At 41.9% G+C, this 21,127-nt stretch carries 19 protein-coding genes; all 19 read right to left on the bottom strand.

Going from position 1 to position 21,127, the window contains the following annotated elements; translation table 11 throughout:
- Positions 1-5 precede the first annotated feature (5 nt).
- Complete coding sequence (locus ACO067_RS02240) at positions 6-566, bottom strand: toll/interleukin-1 receptor domain-containing protein (RefSeq protein ID WP_421870140.1); 561 nt, start codon at positions 564-566, stop codon at positions 6-8.
- Positions 567-927: 361 nt separating this feature from the next.
- Positions 928-1,575 carry an ATPase gene (locus ACO067_RS02235; protein ID WP_421870133.1) on the bottom strand — a complete coding sequence of 216 codons (648 nt, stop codon included), beginning with the start codon at positions 1,573-1,575 and terminating at the stop codon, positions 928-930.
- A 319-nt stretch (positions 1,576-1,894) separates the two neighbouring features.
- Positions 1,895-2,140 (bottom strand): hypothetical protein, encoded by a 246-nt coding sequence (locus ACO067_RS02230; protein WP_421870130.1) that lies wholly within the window; start codon positions 2,138-2,140, stop codon positions 1,895-1,897.
- 487 nt (positions 2,141-2,627) lie between these two features.
- Entirely contained in the window at positions 2,628-2,762 is a 135-nt protein-coding gene (locus tag ACO067_RS02225; protein WP_421878262.1) for a helix-turn-helix domain-containing protein, read from the bottom strand.
- Positions 2,763-3,532: 770 nt separating this feature from the next.
- The gene (locus ACO067_RS02220; RefSeq protein WP_421870128.1) at positions 3,533-4,738 is read right to left on the bottom strand and encodes a hypothetical protein; all 1,206 of its coding nucleotides are present in this window, start codon (positions 4,736-4,738) and stop codon (positions 3,533-3,535) included.
- Positions 4,739-4,835: 97 nt separating this feature from the next.
- Positions 4,836-5,363 carry a methyltransferase family protein gene (locus tag ACO067_RS02215; RefSeq protein WP_421870125.1) on the bottom strand — a complete coding sequence of 176 codons (528 nt, stop codon included), beginning with the start codon at positions 5,361-5,363 and terminating at the stop codon, positions 4,836-4,838.
- Positions 5,363-6,703, bottom strand: coding sequence for a Na+/H+ antiporter NhaA (nhaA, locus tag ACO067_RS02210; protein ID WP_155174784.1), 1,341 nt, complete (start codon positions 6,701-6,703; stop codon positions 5,363-5,365). The genes ACO067_RS02215 and nhaA overlap by 1 nt, the downstream gene beginning before the upstream one ends.
- On the bottom strand, positions 6,688-7,044 hold the full coding sequence (locus ACO067_RS02205; RefSeq protein ID WP_188463344.1) for an STAS/SEC14 domain-containing protein: 357 nt from the start codon (positions 7,042-7,044) through the stop codon (positions 6,688-6,690). Before ACO067_RS02205 ends, nhaA begins: the two co-directional genes overlap by 16 nt.
- Before the next feature lie 18 nt (positions 7,045-7,062).
- Positions 7,063-7,236, bottom strand: coding sequence for a hypothetical protein (locus ACO067_RS02200; RefSeq protein WP_188463346.1), 174 nt, complete (start codon positions 7,234-7,236; stop codon positions 7,063-7,065).
- A gap of 3 nt (positions 7,237-7,239) precedes the next feature.
- Positions 7,240-8,238: a sodium:calcium antiporter gene (locus ACO067_RS02195; protein WP_421870122.1), complete on the bottom strand. Its 999-nt coding sequence runs from the start codon at positions 8,236-8,238 to the stop codon at positions 7,240-7,242.
- A gap of 19 nt (positions 8,239-8,257) precedes the next feature.
- On the bottom strand, positions 8,258-9,049 hold the full coding sequence (locus tag ACO067_RS02190; RefSeq protein ID WP_421878260.1) for a cation transporter: 792 nt from the start codon (positions 9,047-9,049) through the stop codon (positions 8,258-8,260).
- 81 nt (positions 9,050-9,130) lie between these two features.
- Positions 9,131-10,534: a dihydrolipoyl dehydrogenase gene (lpdA, locus tag ACO067_RS02185; RefSeq protein WP_155174780.1), complete on the bottom strand. Its 1,404-nt coding sequence runs from the start codon at positions 10,532-10,534 to the stop codon at positions 9,131-9,133.
- 196 nt (positions 10,535-10,730) lie between these two features.
- On the bottom strand, positions 10,731-11,117 hold the full coding sequence (locus ACO067_RS02180; protein ID WP_155171109.1) for a DUF302 domain-containing protein: 387 nt from the start codon (positions 11,115-11,117) through the stop codon (positions 10,731-10,733).
- 165 nt (positions 11,118-11,282) lie between these two features.
- Positions 11,283-11,726: a Fur family transcriptional regulator gene (locus tag ACO067_RS02175; protein ID WP_155171108.1), complete on the bottom strand. Its 444-nt coding sequence runs from the start codon at positions 11,724-11,726 to the stop codon at positions 11,283-11,285.
- 26 nt (positions 11,727-11,752) lie between these two features.
- The gene (locus tag ACO067_RS02170) at positions 11,753-14,257 is read right to left on the bottom strand and encodes a heavy metal translocating P-type ATPase (protein ID WP_421870118.1); all 2,505 of its coding nucleotides are present in this window, start codon (positions 14,255-14,257) and stop codon (positions 11,753-11,755) included.
- A 79-nt stretch (positions 14,258-14,336) separates the two neighbouring features.
- Positions 14,337-14,753: a Fur family transcriptional regulator gene (locus ACO067_RS02165; RefSeq protein WP_421870115.1), complete on the bottom strand. Its 417-nt coding sequence runs from the start codon at positions 14,751-14,753 to the stop codon at positions 14,337-14,339.
- A 10-nt stretch (positions 14,754-14,763) separates the two neighbouring features.
- Positions 14,764-15,093: a P-II family nitrogen regulator gene (locus tag ACO067_RS02160; protein ID WP_421870112.1), complete on the bottom strand. Its 330-nt coding sequence runs from the start codon at positions 15,091-15,093 to the stop codon at positions 14,764-14,766.
- A 180-nt stretch (positions 15,094-15,273) separates the two neighbouring features.
- Positions 15,274-16,530, bottom strand: a complete 1,257-nt coding sequence (locus tag ACO067_RS02155) for an efflux RND transporter periplasmic adaptor subunit (protein WP_155171104.1) — start codon at positions 16,528-16,530, stop codon at positions 15,274-15,276.
- 37 nt (positions 16,531-16,567) lie between these two features.
- Positions 16,568-20,980, bottom strand: coding sequence for a CusA/CzcA family heavy metal efflux RND transporter (locus tag ACO067_RS02150; protein WP_421870109.1), 4,413 nt, complete (start codon positions 20,978-20,980; stop codon positions 16,568-16,570).
- Between the last annotated feature and the right edge of the window lie 147 nt (positions 20,981-21,127).

The raw sequence follows: 21,127 nt of genomic DNA, 5'->3' as shown, positions 1-21,127 counted from the left end.
AATATCTATTTTATCCAGTCGCTTAAATAAGGTGATCTTCCATAGGCTTCATTGACTCTGAAATAATTGGAGTATTCAGACAACTCAATTACGGGGTAGACACCAACAAATTCTACCCCTTTAAAAGTTTCATGTTTTGAATCAAGAACAGGCAGAATAGCTACGGTTCCTTTATAACCATCGAAGTACCCCAATTCCCACGGCATCCATTTTGACTGAGTTGCATTTTTTGTATAAACATAAATCAGTGAATTACAATTACGCATTCTGTCTCTTAACATTGCTGCATTTTCAGCAGTTACTTTTGATCTATCTATTTCAGAATCATCAATCCAGTCTACATAGACACTGAACCCTTTTTCTTCGAGTTCATACTTTACTCCAAGAATTAGAGATGCATCTTTTGAACTATGCGATAGGAATACGTCATATTTTTTTGTTGAATATCTTTTTTGTGCATTCACCGTTTCATTGAGCGTTCTTTTCGCTGCATTCTCGACAGAAAAATCGGAATAAAACCTACTTCTTACCTTTGAATAAAGGTTCTCTTTTAACAGATAAGCCATAGCTGTTATTTTTGTCCAATTTAATTTCGGTTTGGAGCGTACACCGATCTGAATACCTCTCAAAAAGCAACATAATTACAACTATTAGACTTAACTCAATATGTAAAAGTTATATTAATCATCACCCGATATTTTCAGACTTGTTCTTCCTATCATTAAGTATACCAACTACTTAAATGAGACACTTTGTCTACTTTATTAATTAACAACAAAGCTAAAATGAAACAATGTCAGGTTAAACACTGACAATCAATACAATATAAAAATACATTCATTTTATGAAGACCCCTTCGCATCAAACTTTATCCGGCTCAATATTTCTCTCAAATACATATCTGCAATGGTGTTAGCGAATGCTGAACTATGTTCTTTTATCCTCCACATCAGCATCAAAGGCTATAATGTTCAGCATTTGCCTCAGTCTGCTTCTTACTCTGTTGCCGTATTGTTCTTCTATTTCACTGGCGGAAAGGTTTGAAGTGGCGTGCGTTCGCATTTTTTGACTAATGAACATGTCGTACCTGCTCAGGAGGATTTCGGCCATGACATTGGTGTCGTTCCCAAAGTATTTGATATTGGACTCTACTCCCAAATCGTCAAAGCAGTAGGTCTTTGGTACCAGCTCTCCACTTTTTTGTTGAAAGGATGATTTGGAGTATTTGTAAATGACGGGGAACCCGTCCTGAATAAATTCCAAGGTTATGTCCCTGGTGGACTTCATGATATATTGTTCTTTTGGTGCCAGTATAAAGCGAAGGATAGTCATCAAAGAGGTTTTACCACATCCCACTGGCCCTGTTAAAAGTATACCTTTATTCAAATCAATATCATGCTTTGCAGCATTGACTTTGTCCTTGTAGAAATAGACCAGTAGTTTGAAAATGATATAATGATCCTCTTCCCATATTCGAAATTTAGGATGAAAGAATTCTTTGCCCGCCTTATCGAGGAATTCGAGGCATTTGTCGAATTGGATAGTGTTGCTATGTAGTTGATGGGTTTGACTCATAGATATGGATTTTGAGTTATTGTCCTCTGGCCGGACAGGCCCATACTTTGCTCATACACGTATGCATGCCGCACAGGCCCTCGCGAATCGTTGATTTCTGTCTTGATACAGAAAGTATGCAAAGAGATCAGGGCTGTAAATCCTTCACTAAGAAATTGGGTTGATTCCGTAAGCAAAAGCAATCTCCCTCCGGTCAAACAGTGCTTTTGCATCTTAATTATTCAGACCCAATTTCTTCGGGCGTTCATGATTTAAGGCCAAATAAAATTTAGTCCTCTGCTTGCTACCGATTATTGCAAGCCTTACTCGTACGGGTTTATTAGAGTGGTTCACCATAGTCTTTGTTGGGATTGGTGTGGAAGTTGTTTGAGTTTTTCTTTTCATTGTATTGCGTGGTGTTTAGCATCCAGTTGTGGGCCGCGGCATGCCAGTCTTCCATAGGTTTGTTCTTTCCGACTTTCCAGCCCACGGACTGGAAGTAGTTGAAGAATTTTTTAGCCTCCTTTTCCGGGTATTTTTCAGCTTTGAAAAAGCTGATCACTTCTCCATTTTCCGGAGGGATCATTTTTTTATCATCCCCTATAAAGTCTTCTATTTTTAAGTCGTTCTTTTTTTAGAATTTGGCTTATGCCTGTTTAAGCTCTTTTTATTGTTTGTATTGTTTAAACTGTTTAATGAAGGGGGCAGTGCTTGTTCATTACTTGTACCGATTTTAGCACTAGTCTGGCTCACTACCTGTTCATCAGTTGTACTGAAATTGAACATGTATACCTTACTTCCCCGTAACGGATTATGAGATGGGTAGTACTTTAAATACCCGTATTCACTGAGGTTTTTCAAGCATTTATGATAGGTGTGTTTAGACCCTATTTTGCTAATCTTCATTACTTCCTCCCGGTTAATAGAAATTGGGTTTTCAAACCTGTTTAAATTCCACAAAGTGAAAAGGGAAATGTACAGGCTAACATGCGTAGCATGAAGCCTGTCATCCATAGTGATCTTGTTCATGACTTCCAGATAATGTTTGATGAAGTTCATTGACCGGCATCTCTTCAGTAGTTGTTATGAACTCTGTTTTCGGTAAGCATTTTATGAATGTCCTGATAATCGTAATAGATCACTCCTCCAATCTTGGTGAAGGGTAATGTTCCATTGATGCGTAGGTTTTGAAGCGTACCTGGAGAGATGTCAAGTATTTTTCTGACTTCTGGGGATTTGAGCCATTTCTTGGTTGGTTGACCAGAATATTCTTTTAATATTTTTTGAACTCATCGAGGAGTTCCAGTTTAAATTCTCTTAGATCATCCGTAGTAATAATCTCTGTTGCCATAATTTTTGATTTCGTTTAGTATGGTGACAAAGCACGTGATTTGACTAATCAGAAAACAGTCCTTCGGGTTGCAGGACCCTTTTCAACTCATTGATATTCAGTAATAAAAAAGTTTTAAAAACTTTTGCTTCATGAGTTTTAAAATATAATTCTGGACGCGATGCTAGCAAATCGCTACCTTTGGAATAGAAAAAGACATATTGAATTAAAATATTATAGCGAAAGCTATTTTCTGCGTTCTAGGAAACCGCCAATTTTCAAGCCGTACAAAGGAAATAAGCTGATCGCTCATGCTATGCGTGGGCTCAGTTTATTGTGTACGGTGGGTGCTTGGCGGTACCTCTAGGACCAATGATTGATGTCCCACGCTACTTTTTTAGTGGTAGTGGGGCCGAAAAGAAGAGAAAGAATGAGTACCGCTAATAAACAATTGCATGTATCTATACAATTCCTTGACATTAGTACGGAATTTAAAGAAATGGCCAGAGTAAATCATTTTAGCACCTTATCACAGATGGTTGAATTACCTGTTGAGGTATTACAGAAACACCCTCTATTTAATTACAGAATATTAGCCGAATATATTTCTTTTTTGACAAATATTGGGCTTGAGGATTTGGTAGAAGATTAAAGACCTTTCCTTATCCGATTTAGCAATTCAATCAAGATATCTTTTATTACTTCTTTTGTGTTTTCTTCTACATTGTAATACTTGGTTCTTAGGCTCTCTGCTGATATCCTTTCCGCTTTTTTTGTTCTTACAAACTGGGCAAGAAATTTTAAGACTTCCCTTTGGTTCCGGTTTTGTAAAACACCACTTTCAATGAATATTTTAATGAGGTAAGCCAACTGAGGAACTGATAATTTAGTGTTCAGTTTAAAATCATCAGGCAAACTTTCACTTGGTTTTACTGCAATATTTAATGTTAGTTGTTGCCGCTTTTCCAGAAAACTCATTTCTTCATCTATCCATTCGATAATACTATCTTTTAGAGACTTGTGTTTATGTTTGTATGCAAAGCCCGGTTTTTCCTGTGCTTGATTTATGTTTTTATAAAACCATGCGAGCTTTTCAATTTGGCTACACAAAGTATCTCCCTGTTGGTATTGTGCTTTTATATGTTCGGTGCAAAGGGTAAAAAATTTATATGAGTTATAATTCAGATAAACCATAGCACAAATTAATTTTTGATTAAGATCATCTTTTTCAAAATCAGAGTTTGACCATTCTGAAAGTTCCTTTAATAAGGTTTTAAGGTAAATTAATCTGCGGAAAGAAATATCATCAACATATTTCCCCTTGATATACCTCTTGAGAGGTAGGAGTACTAAAAAAAGTAACTTTTTATGAAGTTCTTTGGCATTAAAAGATGACTCCACTGAATGAATCTTTTCTCTAATATCTCGAATGGCTATGATATTGTAGCTATCCGGTATTTTAGTTTCCTGATTGAAATACTTGGAAAAATGTTTTTCTACATAGGTGATGAGGTCTTCCAAACAGATGTATACTACCTTGTAAAGGTTGGTAAGATTTTGTTTTTCATTGATTTCATATACTTTCAGTTTTTCTTCTTCTGAAATATAACTCAAAAGGTGATCAGTTAATCTAATTAACTCTTTCTGATGTTGTTGAATGTAAATTTCAATATGTTTTTCTTTTTTCAAACTGAATGCTTCTTTCACAAAAGCTTTTTTTATCCGCTCAGTTTCCTTCTGGGCTATGCTTTTCCAATAGCCTAATTTTTTTTTATCGAAAGAATATGTTTTAAACTTTGAAGGTTCTATGTCATATGATATGAGTGTATCAAGAATTTCTAATTCATAGTTCACGTTTTTTATTTATTGAGTTATAGGTATATAATTCCATTAAGCAAACAAGTACTTATCATAAAGCGGTGTAGTGTGGCACTACTTTGCTCTTGTATGTTCAGTAATCTTCTCCAAAAACACTCTCCATCACCTTTTCTTCCAGTCCAACCCGGACAAATACGATAAAGGCTCCAAGTAATAATATAATACCTGAATAGATGCTGGGAATACAGAGAAAAAAGCCTATCAGCGTGATTAATTGCCCCAGATGCAGCGGGTTTCTTGTTTTAGAATAGATGCCTTTTGTAAGCAATAGCCAACCTCTTCGTTCACTGCCTCTGGACAGTCGCTGATAGTTTTTGGCAGAAAATACAATCATGAAAGCAACGGTCATAATTCCAATAGCTACCCAACTTAGCGTATGGGTTTTTAAGGCTTCAAAAGGCACAACATATTGATGGTAAATCTCAGGAAACAGCGAGAAAATTGTAGTAAGAGCAATCACCAAAAGCCATATCAGGTTATTTAATAAAGTAACTGTTTTAAGCTTTGGTGGTTTATCTTTTCGTTTTGGCGCGTACATCAAAAATGTGAGCAAAAAGTAAAGCAGGAAAAATACAGGCAGAAATATTCTTAAATGTATCATTAATTTTCAGTTTTGGGTTTTGTAAATAATAAGGTGGTCACTCCTCCCACAGCCGCAATCAATGAGGCAATTAAAATACTGATCTTGGAGACCTTCACCAACGCAGGGTCTGTAAACGCCAGATTCGTAATAAAAAGTGACATGGTAAAACCTATACCAGCTATCATGCCCATGCCGATAATATGCTTCCAGCGCAGAGTGGCATGAAGTTCTGAGAGGCCGAACTTTTCACCAATAAAAGCAAAAAGACTGATTCCCATGACCTTTCCTATTGCTAAACCTAAAACAATACCCAAGCCTAAAGAACTGGAAGCCACTTCTAAAAGCCCAACATCCAACTTCACCCCGGCATTGGCAATGGCAAATACAGGAATGATAAAAAAGGCGTTAAAATTGATCAATGCATTCTCCAGCTTAAGCAAAGGAGGCCTTGAGTTTTCAGTATCTGTTTTTATGTCCTTTAGTATTTTTCTTTGACGAATATCCTGCATGGGGTCGCGGTTCTCAATGTCCGTTTCTTCAAGTGCGGCCACATTCTTAGCGGTACGCTCTTTCAGGATTTTGCTGTCCAGTTTGGGTTTTACTGGAATGGTGATGGCGAAGAGTACCCCTGCTATTGTAGGATGCACCCCGGAATTGAGAAAGCAGTACCACAAGGCCAAGCCTCCTAAAATATACCAGATTAAGCTTTTTACACCAAACCGATTGCACAGCATTAATAATATAAATATGCCGACCCCAGTACCAAGGAATAACCAACTCAGCTCATTGCTGTAAAACAGGGCTATGACCAATATGGCTCCCAAGTCATCAGCTATAGCGAGAGCAACCAGAAAGATTTTAAGCTGTGACGGCACTCTTTTGCCCAATAAACCGATGATACCCAAGGAATAGGCAATATCGGTAGCCATAGGTATTCCCCAACCGCTAATATTCTCTGTTCCAGTATTGAGACTGACAAAAATCAAAGCCGGTATGGTCATACCACCTAAGGCAGCCAAAAGTGGCATTGAAGCTTTTTTGAAGGAAGACAATTCACCCACCATAATTTCCCGCTTCAGCTCCATACCGGCTACTAAAAAGAATATGGCCATCAGCCCGTCATTGATCCATTCTTCTATGGTCAGTCCAAAACTGAAATGCTCTGAAAACTCAAAAATAAATTCGTCAGTGAGGTAGTGGTGATATGCATCGGCCCATTGGGAATTGCCCAAAACCAAAGCGAAAATAGTAGCTGCAATTAAAAGCAAACCACCTGAGGTTTCCCTATCCAGAAACTTGCGGGCAGTCTCTCTGATGTATGCTAACCCGGTATTATTCCTATCTACTGATTGATCCATTCCTTTGCTTCTTCTTTTTGTTCACTATCAAAGTATCGGATTTCAGCATTGGTGAATGGCTTCATGAACTGAGTGATCCAATCCTGCCATTTTTTGTCGCCCACCATAGCAATCTTTTCATAATCGTCAGCGTGAGACATATCCATTTTTAAATCTTTCCAGAAGGCATTGAATTTCCATCCGGAAAAATTTTCCATCTCAAAGTACCACCGTACTTTCTGTCCACGGTTCACGATGTTATGAATCAGCGGGTGAATTTTTTGAATGTCAGCTTCAGTCAGGTTTTCCTGAGCTTTCGTAGCTATTACATTGTTTTTGGTAAATTCTAATATTGTTAGCATGTTGGTTTATATTATTAGTTACAATTTTCTTCTTTCCATTTCAACCTTAGCAATGGCCCGATCAATGGCTTCATCTTTAGAGCATTTTTGATTCAGGTAGAGCTCTTCGGCATATTTCAGGACTGCATCCCTGATGCCTTCTTCCAGGGCATTGAGGCGTTTTTGGTAGTCTTTGAATAGTTCTTCCTTCATCGGTTAAAAAAGTTTTAAGACAAAAAATGCCATAACAAACAAATAGGCCAAATAAGCTCCATCAAAAACGAATACCTGCCATCTACTGAAACCATGCAGGTCTTTGCTTTGATGAACAAACAGGCTGTAAAGCAGTGGCATCAAGCCAACAAAGGCCAGGTTAACCCAATACAATTGAAAATCCTGTACCGGAGTGCTGACCAGTGCCAGGGGGAAGAATGCAACCGTCATGGTAATGGCATTGTCGGCTATAACACTTGTGGTACCTGCGGTCACCTCTCCCCCTTTGACCACACTCCAGGTCTTAAACACTTCCGGTGCGGTGGTCATGATACCTGTAATGAACAGCCCTCCCACAATCTGGGATATACCCAAAGCCGAAACGATGTTTTCTGTCGCTTTTACAATGAAAAAAGCCCCGGCTGCTATAGCAATTGCACCTGCTATGGAAAGCCATATTTTCTTTTGAGTCCACTTTACTTTTTCTCCTTCTTTTCTCCCCCTGATAATGGCATGCGCCAAAAAAGCGGCATAAGCCCCCAGCATAATCCAGCCATCCACCGGTTGTAACCCGCGCCACGCTTTGGGTATAGTCAAAATGGCTACTAAAGCGATTATCCCTAAATAGGGCAATGACAGAACGGGTACAGAGCGCTTATTGAGTGCCAGCATATTGGCATCCAAATGTTCCTGATGCTTAGGATTGTTTTTGAATTGCTTACGTGAGGCGAAATAGGCTATGGTAATCATCAAAGGAATAGAAATAATATTAGACCCCAGCAGGTTACCCAGACCAATATCGGATACTTCCCTTGCCGCACTGGTAATATTGATGGCCACCTCCGGGCTGGCCGTGACAATGGCCAGAAATGCCGCTCCTGCCGAGGCGGTAAGCCCCCATTGTTTACGCAGCAATTTTAAAGGGGTCAGCAGTTGATCTGCCCCCCAATGAGCCGCCCATGCGGCCAGTACTAACACGCCTGCCCATAACCATGCATTCATATATTCAGTTGTTTGGGTATCATTTTGCCAACTTTAAAATCCTTACTGCTCCTCGCATTACAAAGGCGAAAACAATGCCCCCAATCGCCAGGTCGGGCCACTTACTTTCCAGAAAATAAACCAGTACACCAGCCAGTATTACCCCTCCGTTGACGATGATGTCATTAGAAGTGAAAATTGCACTGGCCTGCATGTGGGCCTCTTTGCTTTTTGCCTTGTTGATCAGCCATAATGAGACGAGGTTACCCACTAAAGCCAGCAGGGAAACGATAATCATCCACTGGAAAAGGGGCGTTTCGCTTTGGGTGAAAAACCTGCGTAATACTTCCGAAAAGCCAAGCAGTGCCAGGCCCATCTGAAAGTAACCACTGAGCTTAGCTACCTTTTTCTTGCGGGCAATAGCCGCTCCCACCGCAAAAAGGCTCAGGGCATAAACAATTGAGTCAGCCAGCATATCCAACGAGTCGGCTATCAGGCCCATGGAGCTGGATATCCATCCGGTGGTCATTTCGGCTACAAAAAATCCAAAATTGATGCCCAGCACCCACCAGAGTATTTTCTTGTGCTTGGTCTCGTCTTCGGCAATGGGCATTTCTGCCTCAGAAGTACCTTGGAGTTGATCGTTGAGGTTTAGTTCACTGATAGCATTTTGTATAGGCAGTACTTCATCCTGATGGAAGACTTCCAGCTTGCGTGCCGGAATGTCAAACTCCAGGTGCTTTACCTGGCTGAGAGGTTCCAGCTTCATGCGGATCATTTGCTCCTCTGAGGGGCAGTCCATTTTGGTTATTTTGAATGTGCTTTTATTTATATTGGTCATTGAAATAACTTTCTGTCAAACTCATTGAATTTCTAGGCTAGCTTCTGAGATTTTCTTCATCACTTATAAAGCTTAAATATGCAAAGCCCTATCTTCGGTAGCGGCTAAGCAGGCTTCCTTGAAAGTTTCTGAAAACGTGGGATGCCCGTGAGACATACGTGCGATATCCTCGGCAGCTGCCCTAAATTCCATTGCCACCACCGCTTCGGTGTAACTATCGGCTATTCGCGGGCCTATCATATGCACTCCCAATATCTCATCGGTTTCCTTATCGGCAATTACCTTTATAAATCCATCCGTATCCATACTTATCTTTGCCCGGGCGTTGGCCTTAAATGGGAAGCTACCCGTCTTTATCGCTCTTCCTGCTTCTTTAAGTTCCTCCTCGGTAAGTCCCACACCGGCTACTTCGGGCTGTGTATAGACGATGTTCGGTATAAAGGGGTAATTGATGTGCGGTTTTTGTCCCGCAATGCGTTCAGCCACAAAAACACCTTCTTCACTCGCTTTATGAGCAAGCATTGCGCCCCTTACCACATCGCCAATGGCGTAAATTCCTTTGATATTGGTTTCCATGTTATCATCTATTTTTATTTGTCCCTTTTCGTTGGTTTCCACTCCCAAATTTTCAAGTCCCAGATTGACGGTGTAGGGTTTTCGTCCTATGGCCATAAGGCAATAGTCACCTTCCAACTGCATTTCCTTTTCGTCTTTCCTGTTCAGTGCTTCCAAGCTTACCGTACCGTTTTTGGTAGAAGCATTGGTGACCTTATGCTCCAGGTAGAACTCCATCTCCTGTTTTTTCAATGATTTATATAATTGATCCCCCAGGGATTTGTCCATAGTGGCGATAAGCCCATCAAGATATTCCACTATGGAGACCTTTGACCCCAACCTGGCGAAAACAGAACCTATCTCGACCCCAATAACACCACCTCCAACGACCATTAAGTGTTTGGGAATTTCTGTAAGAGCAAGGGCTTCCGTAGAGGAAATAATCCTCTTTTTATCTATTTCGATGTTCGGCAGGGACGCGGGTTTTGACCCGGTAGCGATGACCATCTTATCCGTTTCTATGATTTGTGTTTTATCTTCGCCCTTAATTTCAATCGTGTTCTTATCCTTGATGGTCCCGTGGCCTTCATAAACGGTAATCTTATTCTTCTTCATCAGGTAGGCTACCCCATTGATGATTTCCCCCACGACATCCTGAACCCTTTGGTTCATTTTTACCATATCTACATTCGCCTCCTTGACACCAATGCCAAAATCCTCGAATTGGTGTTTGAGCTTATAGTAATGTTCCGAGGCTTCCAGCCAGGCTTTGGAAGGGATGCAGCCTACATTGAGGCAGGTGCCGCCCAGGGTATTGTATCTTTCAATTAATCCCACTTTAAATCCCAGCTGGGCGGCACGTATGGCGCATACATAGCCGCCCGGACCCGAACCAACAATTACAATATCATATTTTTCCATATTTCCATACTTTTAAGATGAAATCCCTCCAGCTTCATTCGGATCATTTGCTCCTCAGAGGGGCAGTCCATCTTGGTTATTTTGAATGTGCTTTTATTCTTTTTTCTTATTCTTCATAAGCCAATAATTTCAGTGCATTAAAGACCACCACCAATGTAGAGCCTTCATTTATCGGACGTTTTTGAAAACTTCCATACTATAATGATGCTATCACCTTTTTTAGACGGGCTTCAATTTCATTGGCTATAACGGCCAACTCTGCATTATCTACAGCTGCCATTGAAGCTTTAGGCCTTACAGCCGCTACTTCCACACCAGCATCAGTTTGTTGCACAATAACATTGCAGGGAAGCATGGTTCCGATTTTATTCTCAGCTTGTAATGCTTTAAAGGCGAAGGGAGGGTTACATGCTCCCAGGATTTTATAAGGCCGAAAATCTTCATCCAGCTTCTTTTTCATGGTTTCCTTCACATCTATTTCAGTGAGTATCCCAAAGCCTTCTGCTTTCAATGCTTCAGTGACCATTTGTATGGCTTCTTCAAAGCTTACATCATTCAATGTTTTTTCACTATAGTATTTCATTTTATATGGTTTTTAGTTCTGTAATAACCTAACGGATTAAAAGCAAAAACACTGTAACAATTATTACATTAGCGTTTGATCCTGGTTAATAAATGAGATTCCAATTTCATGCGGATCATTTGCTCCTCAGAGGGGCAGTCCATTTTGTTTATTTTGAATGTGCTTTTATTCATTCGGTAAATTTTCACAACATTTTTCACAGATACCCTGGAGCACCATATTTACCTTCTTTACATGATGATTGCCCCCAATTGAAAGTAGCTCATTTGGTATAGGATCAGGTAAACAGAAGGTTCTATTACACACTTCACAGCGAAAGTGGAGATGCCATTTCCCTTCGGCAGAGTCATGCTTTGATAAGGCATATTTTGCTATTCCTGTACCATCATCAACCCTGTGTACAATTCCATTTTCTTCAAAAAGGTCTATGGTGCGATAAAAAGTTGTTTTATTTACCGGCTTTTCCTGCCTGGAAGTAATAGCCAAAGCATGTTGAAGTTCTTTCAAACTACAAGCTGTTTCCTTCCTAAGAATGTATTCAATGACTTTGGAACGAGTATCAGTTGAAAGAATGCCATGATCCTGAAGTATATCTTCTGCTATGCTCATATTATTATTAATAGTTAAATCTGTTGTTAGAGGTGTTTCTTGTACGCCAACAACCTCAATGCATTAAAGACTACCACCAAGGTTGAACCTTCATGAATAAGCACTGCAATACCGATATTGGCCAGACCAAAAATGGTTGAAGGAATGAGCAAAGCCACTATTCCCAGACTAACCCAAAGATTTTGCTTGATAATGCCTTTGGCCTTTCTGCTTAAACCGATAGCAAAAGGCAAGGTTTCCAGCTTGTCGGCCATCAGGGCAATGTCGGCTGTTTCCAGAGCCACATCACTTCCTGCTGCTCCCATGGCTATTCCTACCGTACTGTTGGCCATGGCCGGGGCATCATTCACACCATCGCCAACCATGGCTACTTTGTCTTCTTTTTGTCTAAGCTCTTTAATGGCTTCTACTTTTTCTTCCGGCAGCAAACTGCCCCAGGCATCCGTGAGACCGATTTCTTTGGCTACCGCATCGGCCACTTTCTGATTGTCACCGGTGAGCATGATCATGCGTTTGATGCCGATCTTTTTCAGTTGCGCTAAGGTATTTTTCGCTTCTTCTCTTGGCGTATCCATCAGGGCGATGATGCCTATGTAATCGTCATTCTGCCGGATGAGCATGGTAGTATTGCCATCAGACTCTAAGGATTTTACTTTTTCTTCTATTTCCTTTGATGGCTTCTTTTCATCCAGCGACTCAAACAGGTCCAGGTTGCCAATGTAGACTTTGTCACTTCCCAATGTGGCTTTGATCCCTTTCCCAAGCACTGCCTCCAGGTCTTTCGCCTCAGGTATGTCAGCACCCTTCAGTCGCTCCTTCCCGTCACGCACTACGGCCTTTGCCAGTGGGTGATCACTAAGACCCTCTACCGCAACTGCTATTCTCAGTAGTTCTTCTTCTTTCACATCCTCCAAGGCTACCACCTCCGTTAACTTAGGCTTACCTTCTGTTAGTGTGCCGGTCTTATCAAAAGCCAGGGCAGTAAGTACGCCTAAATCTTCCAATGGGCGGCCACCTTTGATAAGTACCCCACTTTTGGCTGCCCGGGCTACTCCACTGAGCACCGCACTCGGGGTGGCGATAGCCAAAGCACAAGGGCTCGCAGCTACCAGTACGGCCATGGCGCGGTAGAAGCTTTCGCTAAAGGTCTCGTCAATGACCAGAAAAGCAAAATGGAGCAATACTACCAGTACCAATACAGCAGGCACAAAGTATTTCTCAAATTTGTCTGTAAGTTGCTGGGTAGGCGATTTCTGGGTCTGGGCTTCATTCACCAGTTTCACCAGGCGGGAGAGCGTAGAGTCCTTCGCTACTTTGATCACTTTGATTTCCAGTGTATTATTGCCATTGATCGTACCGGAAAAGGCACGGTTCTCGTCCTTAATGTCTTTTTCCTGTGACCAGTCTTTATCGGGATCATCTACAGGTTCTTTATCTACGGGCACACTTTCCCCGGTAATAGGTGCTTGATTTACGCTACTCCGACCATCTACTACCACACCATCAGCAGAAATTTTACTATTAGGCTTCACTATGATGATGTCTCCAATGCTCAGTTCTTCTATACCTACTTCTTCTGTTTTTCCATTTCTCTTGAGCAAGGCGGTTTTAGGAGCCAGTTCTGCCAAAGCGGCAATGGATTTACGGGCCTTGTTCATGGCATAATGCTCCAGAGCATGGCCCATACTGAACAGGAACAGCAACAGTGCACCTTCTGCCCATTCGCCCAAAATAGCTGCGCCAATAGCTGCTACTAACATAAGGAAGTCAATCTCAAAACCTCCTTTAGAAACCGTTTCTATAGCTTCTTTCGCGGTATAAAAACCACCAAAGAAATACGCTGCGATGTAGAGCGTCAAGCTTACCCATGAAGGAATAGCTTCTACATATGAAAGCCCAAAACCTATTCCAAGCAATGCCCCGCAGATGATGGAAAAGATCAGCTCTGTATTTTTGCCGAAAATACCACCGTGTGAGTGGTCATGATCTTCACCTTCCTCATGTGAATGCTCATCTTCTTTTTCTTGGGTTTCCTGTTGTTCAGATTTCTTGGCTTGCTGAAGAAATCGCTCAGCACTTACCTGCGTATCGGGTATATCAAGACCTTCTTTCCTTAATGATTTAAGTATCTCCGCTTCATCTATTTTGGTGGTATCAAATTCCAGTCTTACCATGCCGGAACCTGAGACAGAAGCTTCCAGAATGCCCGCTTTGTTTCTAAGGTTTCGCTCTATGTTTCGGGCATGGCGTGTATGTCTGATACCTTCCACTTCAATAAGTTTATGGCCAAACTTTTCGGTGATCTCAGCACCGGTTTGTTCCGCCAGTTTTTGGATCCGGTCAATAGAGATCAACTCCGGATCATAATGGAAGCAGAGTTGTGGTACACCATTGTCGGTTTCATCAGCTACATGTACTTTTTCAAGCCCATCTTTGTCCTGAAGCTGGTGGATCAGTTTATCTACGCATTGGTCTTTTTCATCAGGCACTTCGGGCAGGATGAGTGGTATTTTTATTTGTAGTTTTTTCATTATCAAGGTCTCTTTCAATGTTTTTTTATGATTCTCTCATGAAGATATGCAAATAAACAGTGCATAGGAATTGCATTGTTCACTCTTCACAATCCGCACATTTACCTTTTACTACGAGATTTACTTCGCTTTTACTGAATTTTTCAGGTAGTTCAAAGCGCGGTATCCTACACTTGGGCAGACAGTAGGTCTTTCCACATAGATCACAATGAAAGTGAATGTGGGCATCGTCATGGTGCCCCGGGTCACAGGCATCTGAGCAAAGTGCATACTTGGGTACACCGGTACCATCATCAATACTATGTACCATGCCGCTTTCTTCAAAAACTTTTAATGTTCTATAAAGTGTAGTTCTATCAGACTTTTCAAAAGCTCTATATAGTTCGGTAAGACCGACCGCAGCCTCCCTGTCCAGAAGGAGTTCCAATACCAACAACCGCATTGCCGTGGGTTTGATATTATGAGATTTCAGATTTTTTTCAAGCTGTTTGATCATAATCCTGTCTTTATTGTTTTAAAGATTTTCCAGTCTTGATCCGATAAGCATCATCTATTTCTGAAACGTAAATAATGCCATCGCCCGGTTCAGGTGTTTGAGCCTTGCCACAGATCAGTTGAATGGCTTTATCCGTTTCCTCATTTTGGCAGACCAGTTCCAGCTTAACAATCGGGCTATCGGTAAAATGAAAATCCAATGATGGAGATGCACCAGAATCTTTATGAGCTCCGGTACCTTCTCCTTTGGATAGGGTTACACTTTCAAATCCTGCATCTCGCAGCGATTTAACTACTATCTGTACTTTTTTAGGTTTTATAAATGCTTTTATTTCTTTCATGTGTATGTGTTTAATTCCAACGGTCACATGGAATTCGCGATAAACTTATTCATACTTGGTTGGTATGTTAAGGACTCTAAGTTTATGCTCATTTCATGTGTTTGTTTTTTATAATTTAATATTTGAGAGTTGGCAGTTAGCAAATGACATTTACCAACTGCCCTTGCCTAATCAACTAAATCAATGACTATGAGAAGTCTGGCTTTTCTTCATTTCAGAGATCAGATAGTAGGCGTTATTCCATGCCACCTGAGCACCGTCAGGAAGTGGCTCCAATAATTTGATCTCTACCCAACCATCTTCGGTGATACCTGTGCGCACTTCTATGGCTTTAAACGCCCATTCGGTCTTTCCGTCTTCTTCATGCGCTTCTGCCATGAAAATGTACGGCTTTCCTTCTTCCTCTATAAGCGCGCTTTCAGGTAAAGCCTTTACAGGGTTATTTCCGGTGCGAATTTTCCCATTGATGTACATGCCGGGAATAAGAAAATCCTCTTTTTGATCTATTTCCGCATGCACATGGACTGCTTTAGGGTTTTGCTCAAACTGCTTCCCGACAGAATAAATTTTGGCAGTTAGGGTATTTCCTGGAACTGACTCCACAGTAAAGGATACTTTTTGTCCTTTTTTCACTTTGTGGACATCCTTTTCAAACACCATCAGGTCAGCATGGATGTGGTCAGTATTGACAATCATAAACATCTCGGTTTGCGGGTCTACATATTGCCCAAGTTGGACTTCCACTTTTTCAATGTAACCATCAATAGGGCTTACTACAGGCACATACTGATAAATATCACCACTTTGGACTTTCTCCACGTTGAGGCTAAGCTGCCTTAACTGTGCTTCGTAGCCCTTCACTTCTCCTTTCATGGCCTGATAGTCCGCCTGAATTTGCTGATAGGTTTTTCCGGAACCCACTTCCTCTTCGTACAACCTTTTCTGCCGTTGGTTTTCCTTCTCCAGAAACTGTAGTTGACTGTATGCCCGCACATAATCTGTCTGAAGTTTGCTTAGGTTTGGGTGTGAGAGATACGCCAACACCTTACCTTTGTTTACTTGATCGCCCTCAATCACCTTGATGGAGGTAACATTAGCGCCCAATATGGCCGTAACAGTTGCTTCATGCTGTGGTGGTACCTCCAACTGGCCGTTGGCTTCCACCACGCCCGAGAGAGCCCGGGTTGGCAGGGTATCTACCTTAATACCCAAACTTTCAAATTTCATATCAGAAAGGTGAAGCTCGGCCATTCCTTCTTCACTATGTTCTCCTTCTTCGCCTTCATGTCCGCCTTCTTCACCTGCGTGTCCAGCCTCGCCCTCATTGTGTTCTTCGTGAGATGCTTCACCGGAGTTCTCAGCCGACTTGCTGCCGCAGCCCGTAAATACCGATACCATAAGTACCAGTGCCACTATATATATGATTTGCTTTTTCATTGTGCTTCTATTTTTATATCTGATGATCAGTTTACTTTTAGTTTGATGTTCTTAAGTAGTATTCCAGTTGGTAGCGGCTATTCAGGTAATTACCAAAGGCATTCCAGGAATCAACTTCTATGCGAATGGCATCCCGGATATTTTGCAGGAAGGTGACATAATCTATAGCCCCTTCCCGGTAAGCCAAAATAGCTCCGTCCCGTTGCTCCTGGGCCAGCGGAAGTGCCTCATCCCGGTAGTAGTTCCATGAATTGAGCCACTTCAGGTATTGTTCTCTCATGTCCTGATAGGCGGCATTCAGTTCCAACTGGTTTTGGCGCAGGTTTTGACCCGCAATATCCCGTTGGATTTTGGCCGACTGTGTCCTGCCCAGCTCAGGTCCGAAAAACAAAGGGATTCTGACACCTACCTGGTACTGATAAAATCCAGATTGCCCGGCAATCTGCTGTCGCCCATACTGCCCCTGTAATTGAGGCAAGAACTGCGAACGCCTCTCTTTTATGGTGGCATCCGCTACATCTACCTGTTGCTTTGATACATTCAGCAAAGGATGGTTCATCAATGAATCAGCTACATAATTGAGCGGTTCGTCCAATTGACTGGTTGGGACATCCGGTACGGTATACAGCGTGTCATTGGCAAACCAAAGGTTCAGGCGCTGTAAAGCACTCAGATAATCCCGATATGCCTGCTCTTTTTGTATCTGTACCTGATTGGCCTGGTTGGAAGTAGCCAGGTATTCCAGTTTAGATGTGGCTTCCGTTTCCAAGCGAATCCTGGCCGCTCTTTCAATATCTGCAAATACCGAATCCAAGTGTTCATAAACCTGGTAATTGTTTTTGGTAGCAAATACCATGGCCCAAGCCTGGCTTACTTCCCGCTCCAGTTCAATAACTGATAGATCAAGTGCCTTCTCAGCAAGTGCTATCCGTTCTTTTTGCAACTTAAGTTTAGGAGCAATACCGAAAACATCAATTTGTTGTTGCTGGATGCCGAACTGAGTATAGATTCCATCAGAACCATTGCCCACTTCTTCCTTTCCGGTAAATACCTGCGTATTACCAAAGTCCCAGGCTGTTTTCTTAAGCACTTCCTGGTTTTCTATCTCTAGTCTTGCCGATTGGATTTTCGGATAGCTTTCTACCGCACGTTTTCTGGCCTGCTCCAGCGTGATCGTTGGCAAACTGTCTTGTGGTTGTTGTTGGTTTTGGGCATTGGCCAAGGCAGGCAGCCCCAATAGACCTCCACAAACCAGCAGTACAATAATCACGTTGGCATTTGGCCCTTTCAGGCTTTTTCTTTTGTCACTTCTGCTTTCCACAAAAGTGTAAAGTACCGGAAGCACCACCAATGTAAGCAGTGTAGCTGTAAGCATTCCACCAATTACCACTGTGGCTAACGGCCTTTGTACCTCAGCTCCGGCAGAACCTGAAAATGCCATCGGCAAGAAGCCGAATATATCTGTAGTAGCCGTAAGCATGATCGGCCTGATCCTTTCTTTGGTACCGGTAAGAATGCGGTCTCTGATGCTGGTGACCCCTTCTTCCTTTAGGGAATTGAATCGGTTGATCAGTACCAGCCCATTTAACACTGCTACCCCAAATAAAACGATAAAGCCTACACCTGCCGAAATACTAAATGGCATCCCGCGCAACCATAGCGCAAAAACACCTCCAATGGCAGCCAGGGGAATGGCCATATAAATCATAATAGATTGTGAAAATGACTGTAAGGCAAAATATAGCAGCACAAAGATTAGGAAGAGTGCGATAGGCACAACGATCTGCAGCCTGCTTTTGGCCCGTTGAAGATTTTCAAATTCACCTCCATAAGTGATATAGTAACCGGGTGCGAGATCAAGCTCTGCATCTAATTTTTCTTGTATATCCGTTACTACCGACTCTACATCACGCCCTCTGGTATTGACACCCACATAGGTCCTGCGGAAAGTATTATCACGGGAAATCTGCATGGGGCCTGGCACATAATTAATGTCAGCTACTTCTTTAATAGGTACTTGTGTACCATCGGGCAGGTCAATATATAAGGTACGTAAGTCATCAATGCTCCTTCGGTGTTTTTCATCAAAGCGGATGACCATATCAAATCGCTTTTCTCCTTCAAAAATCACCCCGGCTACTCCTCCGGCAAAGGCGGCACTCACGTATTCGTTCAGCTTTTGAATGTCCAGTCCATATTGGGCAATCTTTTTACGGTTGTAACGAACGGTCATTTGAGGTAAACCAGAAGTTCGTTCCGGATTTACATCACCCACACCTGGAATAGTCTGGATTATTTCCGCCATTTGCTCAGCTTTTTGGGCAAGTACATCTAAATCTTCACCATAGAGTTTGACAGCTACATCTTCACGCACGCCAGTCAACAACTCATTAAAACGAAGCTCTACAGGCTGGCTGAAAACAAGGTTGACACCCGTCAGTTTTTCATCCAGCATTTCCTTTATCTCTGAAATGAGTTCTTCTTTTGTTTCTACTGTTGTCCATTTGTCCATATCCTTTTCCAGGATGATAAACATATCGGCTATGTCCATCGGCATGGGGTCGGTAGGAATATCGGCTACACCGATTCTGGCTACAGCAGTTTTTATTTCAGGAAAGTTGTCCAGAAGAAGCGTTTCAATTTTAGTAGAAACATCAATGGCTTCACTCAATCCGCTTCCAGGACGTATCAAAGCCTGCATGGCGATATCCCCTTCATCCAGCTGGGGTACAAATTCTCCGCCCATACGTGAAAAAATGAATCCTGAAAGCCCTAGTAACACAATAGCCACAATGATGACAATGGTCTTGAACCTTAAAGCACCTTTAAGCAATGGCAAATAAGCCCATTGGATTCCCCCAATAATTTTATCACTGACTTTTTCCAGCCAGCGTTCAAACTTCCCAAACCAGTTCTTTTTGTTCTGGATGGGCTTCATAAATAAAGCTGACATCATAGGAACGTAAGTGAGGCAAAGGATAATGGCACCTATCATGGCAAAACCGAAGGTATAGGCCATAGGCTGGAACATTTTACCCTCAACCCCGGTGAGGAAAAGGATAGGAGCGAAAACAATCAGAATGATTATCTGTCCAAAAAATGCTGATCCCATCATGGTACTTCCGGCATCATAAGCCACTTCATCCATTACGCCCTGATTGAATTTGATTTTACCCGAGCGGATCCGCTTCTGTATCTCGTATACCGTACCTTCAATAATGATCACTGCCCCATCAATGATAATCCCAAAGTCAATAGCCCCCAGGCTCATCAGATTGGCCCATACATTAAATTGCTTCATCAGAATAAAGGCAAATAGCAGGGAAAGAGGAATGGTGGTAGCAGTGATTATACCCCCACGAACACTCCCCAGTAATATTACAAGGGCGAATATCACAATGAGTGCTCCTTCCAAAAGATTTGTTTTTACTGTGCTGGTAGTTCTTTCAATCAGGGAACTACGATCAAGAAATGGTTTTATTTCCAAGCCTTCAGGCAAAGACTTCTGCACTTTTTCCATGCGCTCCTGCACATTCTGGATCACCGAGTTAGGGTTTGACCCTTTCAACATTAACACCATTCCACCTACAGCTTCTTGGCCATCCTGGGTGAATGCTCCATAGCGAACCTGATTTCCAAAATGCACCTTTTCAGCTACATCGCCAATAGTGATAGGAATGTTGTTTTCATTCCGTACCAGAATATCCCGAATGTCGTCAAGCGAACGCACAAGACCTTCTCCACGAATGAAGTTGGCCATGTTGTTTTTCTCTATATAAGCCCCTCCAGTATTTACATTATTACGCTGAAGGGCTTCAAAAACTTCTGAGATGGATACATTAAGAGCATTAAGTTTTTCTGGATTGATAGCGATTTCATATTGCTTGATCTTTCCACCAAAGGCATTGACATCCACCACACCATCTACTAATGTCATTTGCCGTTTTACTATCCAGTCTTGAATGGTTCGCAACTCTGTAGGGGTATAGACTGTATCATATCCTGGCTTAGGCTTGATGGTATATTGGTAGATTTCACCGAGTCCCGTGGTTATAGGCCCCATAGACGGGCTGCCAAATTTCTCAGGGATTTTATCCCTTACCTCATTAAGCTTTTCCTGCACCAGTTGCCGGGGTTTGTATATCCCCATATCGTCTTCAAATACGATAGTAACCACGGAAAGACCGAAACGGGATACTGAACGGATTTCTGTAACGCCCGGCAGATTTCCCATGGCTAATTCCACAGGGTAAGTGACGAATTGTTCTATATCTTCTGTGGCCAGGTTTTGAGATACAGTCATTACCTGCACCTGATTGTTGGTGATATCAGGTACTGAACCCAAATTGACCGTGTACATGGAGTAGATACCTACTCCGATGAGGGCCAGCGTAAGCAAGCCCACAATGAATTTATTCTTTATTGAAAAAGAAATTATTTTATTGATCATACCATTTATTAAATTATTTCACATGGACAGAGAAGAAGTGAAGAAACCTTAGAATGATGGCTACCAATAGAATTGCACTAATAAGCGCAATGAAAAGCCACTTCAGCACCAGTTTCAGTGTGATTTTCTTCCTTCTCCTTTTCCTTT

Origin of the sequence: Marinoscillum sp. (assembly GCF_965229915.1) — a bacterium.
Classification (GTDB): domain Bacteria; phylum Bacteroidota; class Bacteroidia; order Cytophagales; family Cyclobacteriaceae; genus Marinoscillum.
This window is presented reverse-complemented; position numbering and strand designations above follow the sequence as displayed.

Bases quoted from the DNA above. Each gene is read 5' to 3' on its own strand.
- ACO067_RS02240 (WP_421870140.1), bottom strand. From the start codon at position 566: ATGGCTTATCTGTTAAAAGAGAACCTTTATTCAAAGGTAAGAAGTAGG.
- ACO067_RS02235 (WP_421870133.1), bottom strand. From the start codon at position 1,575: ATGAGTCAAACCCATCAACTACATAGCAACACTATCCAATTCGACAAA.
- ACO067_RS02205 (WP_188463344.1), bottom strand. From the start codon at position 7,044: ATGCTAACAATATTAGAATTTACCAAAAACAATGTAATAGCTACGAAA.
- ACO067_RS02230 (WP_421870130.1), bottom strand. From the start codon at position 2,140: ATGATCCCTCCGGAAAATGGAGAAGTGATCAGCTTTTTCAAAGCTGAA.
- ACO067_RS02195 (WP_421870122.1), bottom strand. From the start codon at position 8,238: ATGAATGCATGGTTATGGGCAGGCGTGTTAGTACTGGCCGCATGGGCG.
- ACO067_RS02165 (WP_421870115.1), bottom strand. From the start codon at position 14,753: ATGATCAAACAGCTTGAAAAAAATCTGAAATCTCATAATATCAAACCC.
- ACO067_RS02150 (WP_421870109.1), bottom strand. From the start codon at position 20,980: ATGATCAATAAAATAATTTCTTTTTCAATAAAGAATAAATTCATTGTG.
- lpdA (WP_155174780.1), bottom strand. From the start codon at position 10,534: ATGGAAAAATATGATATTGTAATTGTTGGTTCGGGTCCGGGCGGCTAT.
- ACO067_RS02215 (WP_421870125.1), bottom strand. From the start codon at position 5,363: ATGATACATTTAAGAATATTTCTGCCTGTATTTTTCCTGCTTTACTTT.
- ACO067_RS02180 (WP_155171109.1), bottom strand. From the start codon at position 11,117: ATGAAATACTATAGTGAAAAAACATTGAATGATGTAAGCTTTGAAGAA.
- ACO067_RS02175 (WP_155171108.1), bottom strand. From the start codon at position 11,726: ATGAGCATAGCAGAAGATATACTTCAGGATCATGGCATTCTTTCAACT.
- ACO067_RS02160 (WP_421870112.1), bottom strand. From the start codon at position 15,093: ATGAAAGAAATAAAAGCATTTATAAAACCTAAAAAAGTACAGATAGTA.
- ACO067_RS02170 (WP_421870118.1), bottom strand. From the start codon at position 14,257: ATGAAAAAACTACAAATAAAAATACCACTCATCCTGCCCGAAGTGCCT.
- ACO067_RS02200 (WP_188463346.1), bottom strand. From the start codon at position 7,236: ATGAAGGAAGAACTATTCAAAGACTACCAAAAACGCCTCAATGCCCTG.
- ACO067_RS02155 (WP_155171104.1), bottom strand. From the start codon at position 16,530: ATGAAAAAGCAAATCATATATATAGTGGCACTGGTACTTATGGTATCG.
- nhaA (WP_155174784.1), bottom strand. From the start codon at position 6,703: ATGGATCAATCAGTAGATAGGAATAATACCGGGTTAGCATACATCAGA.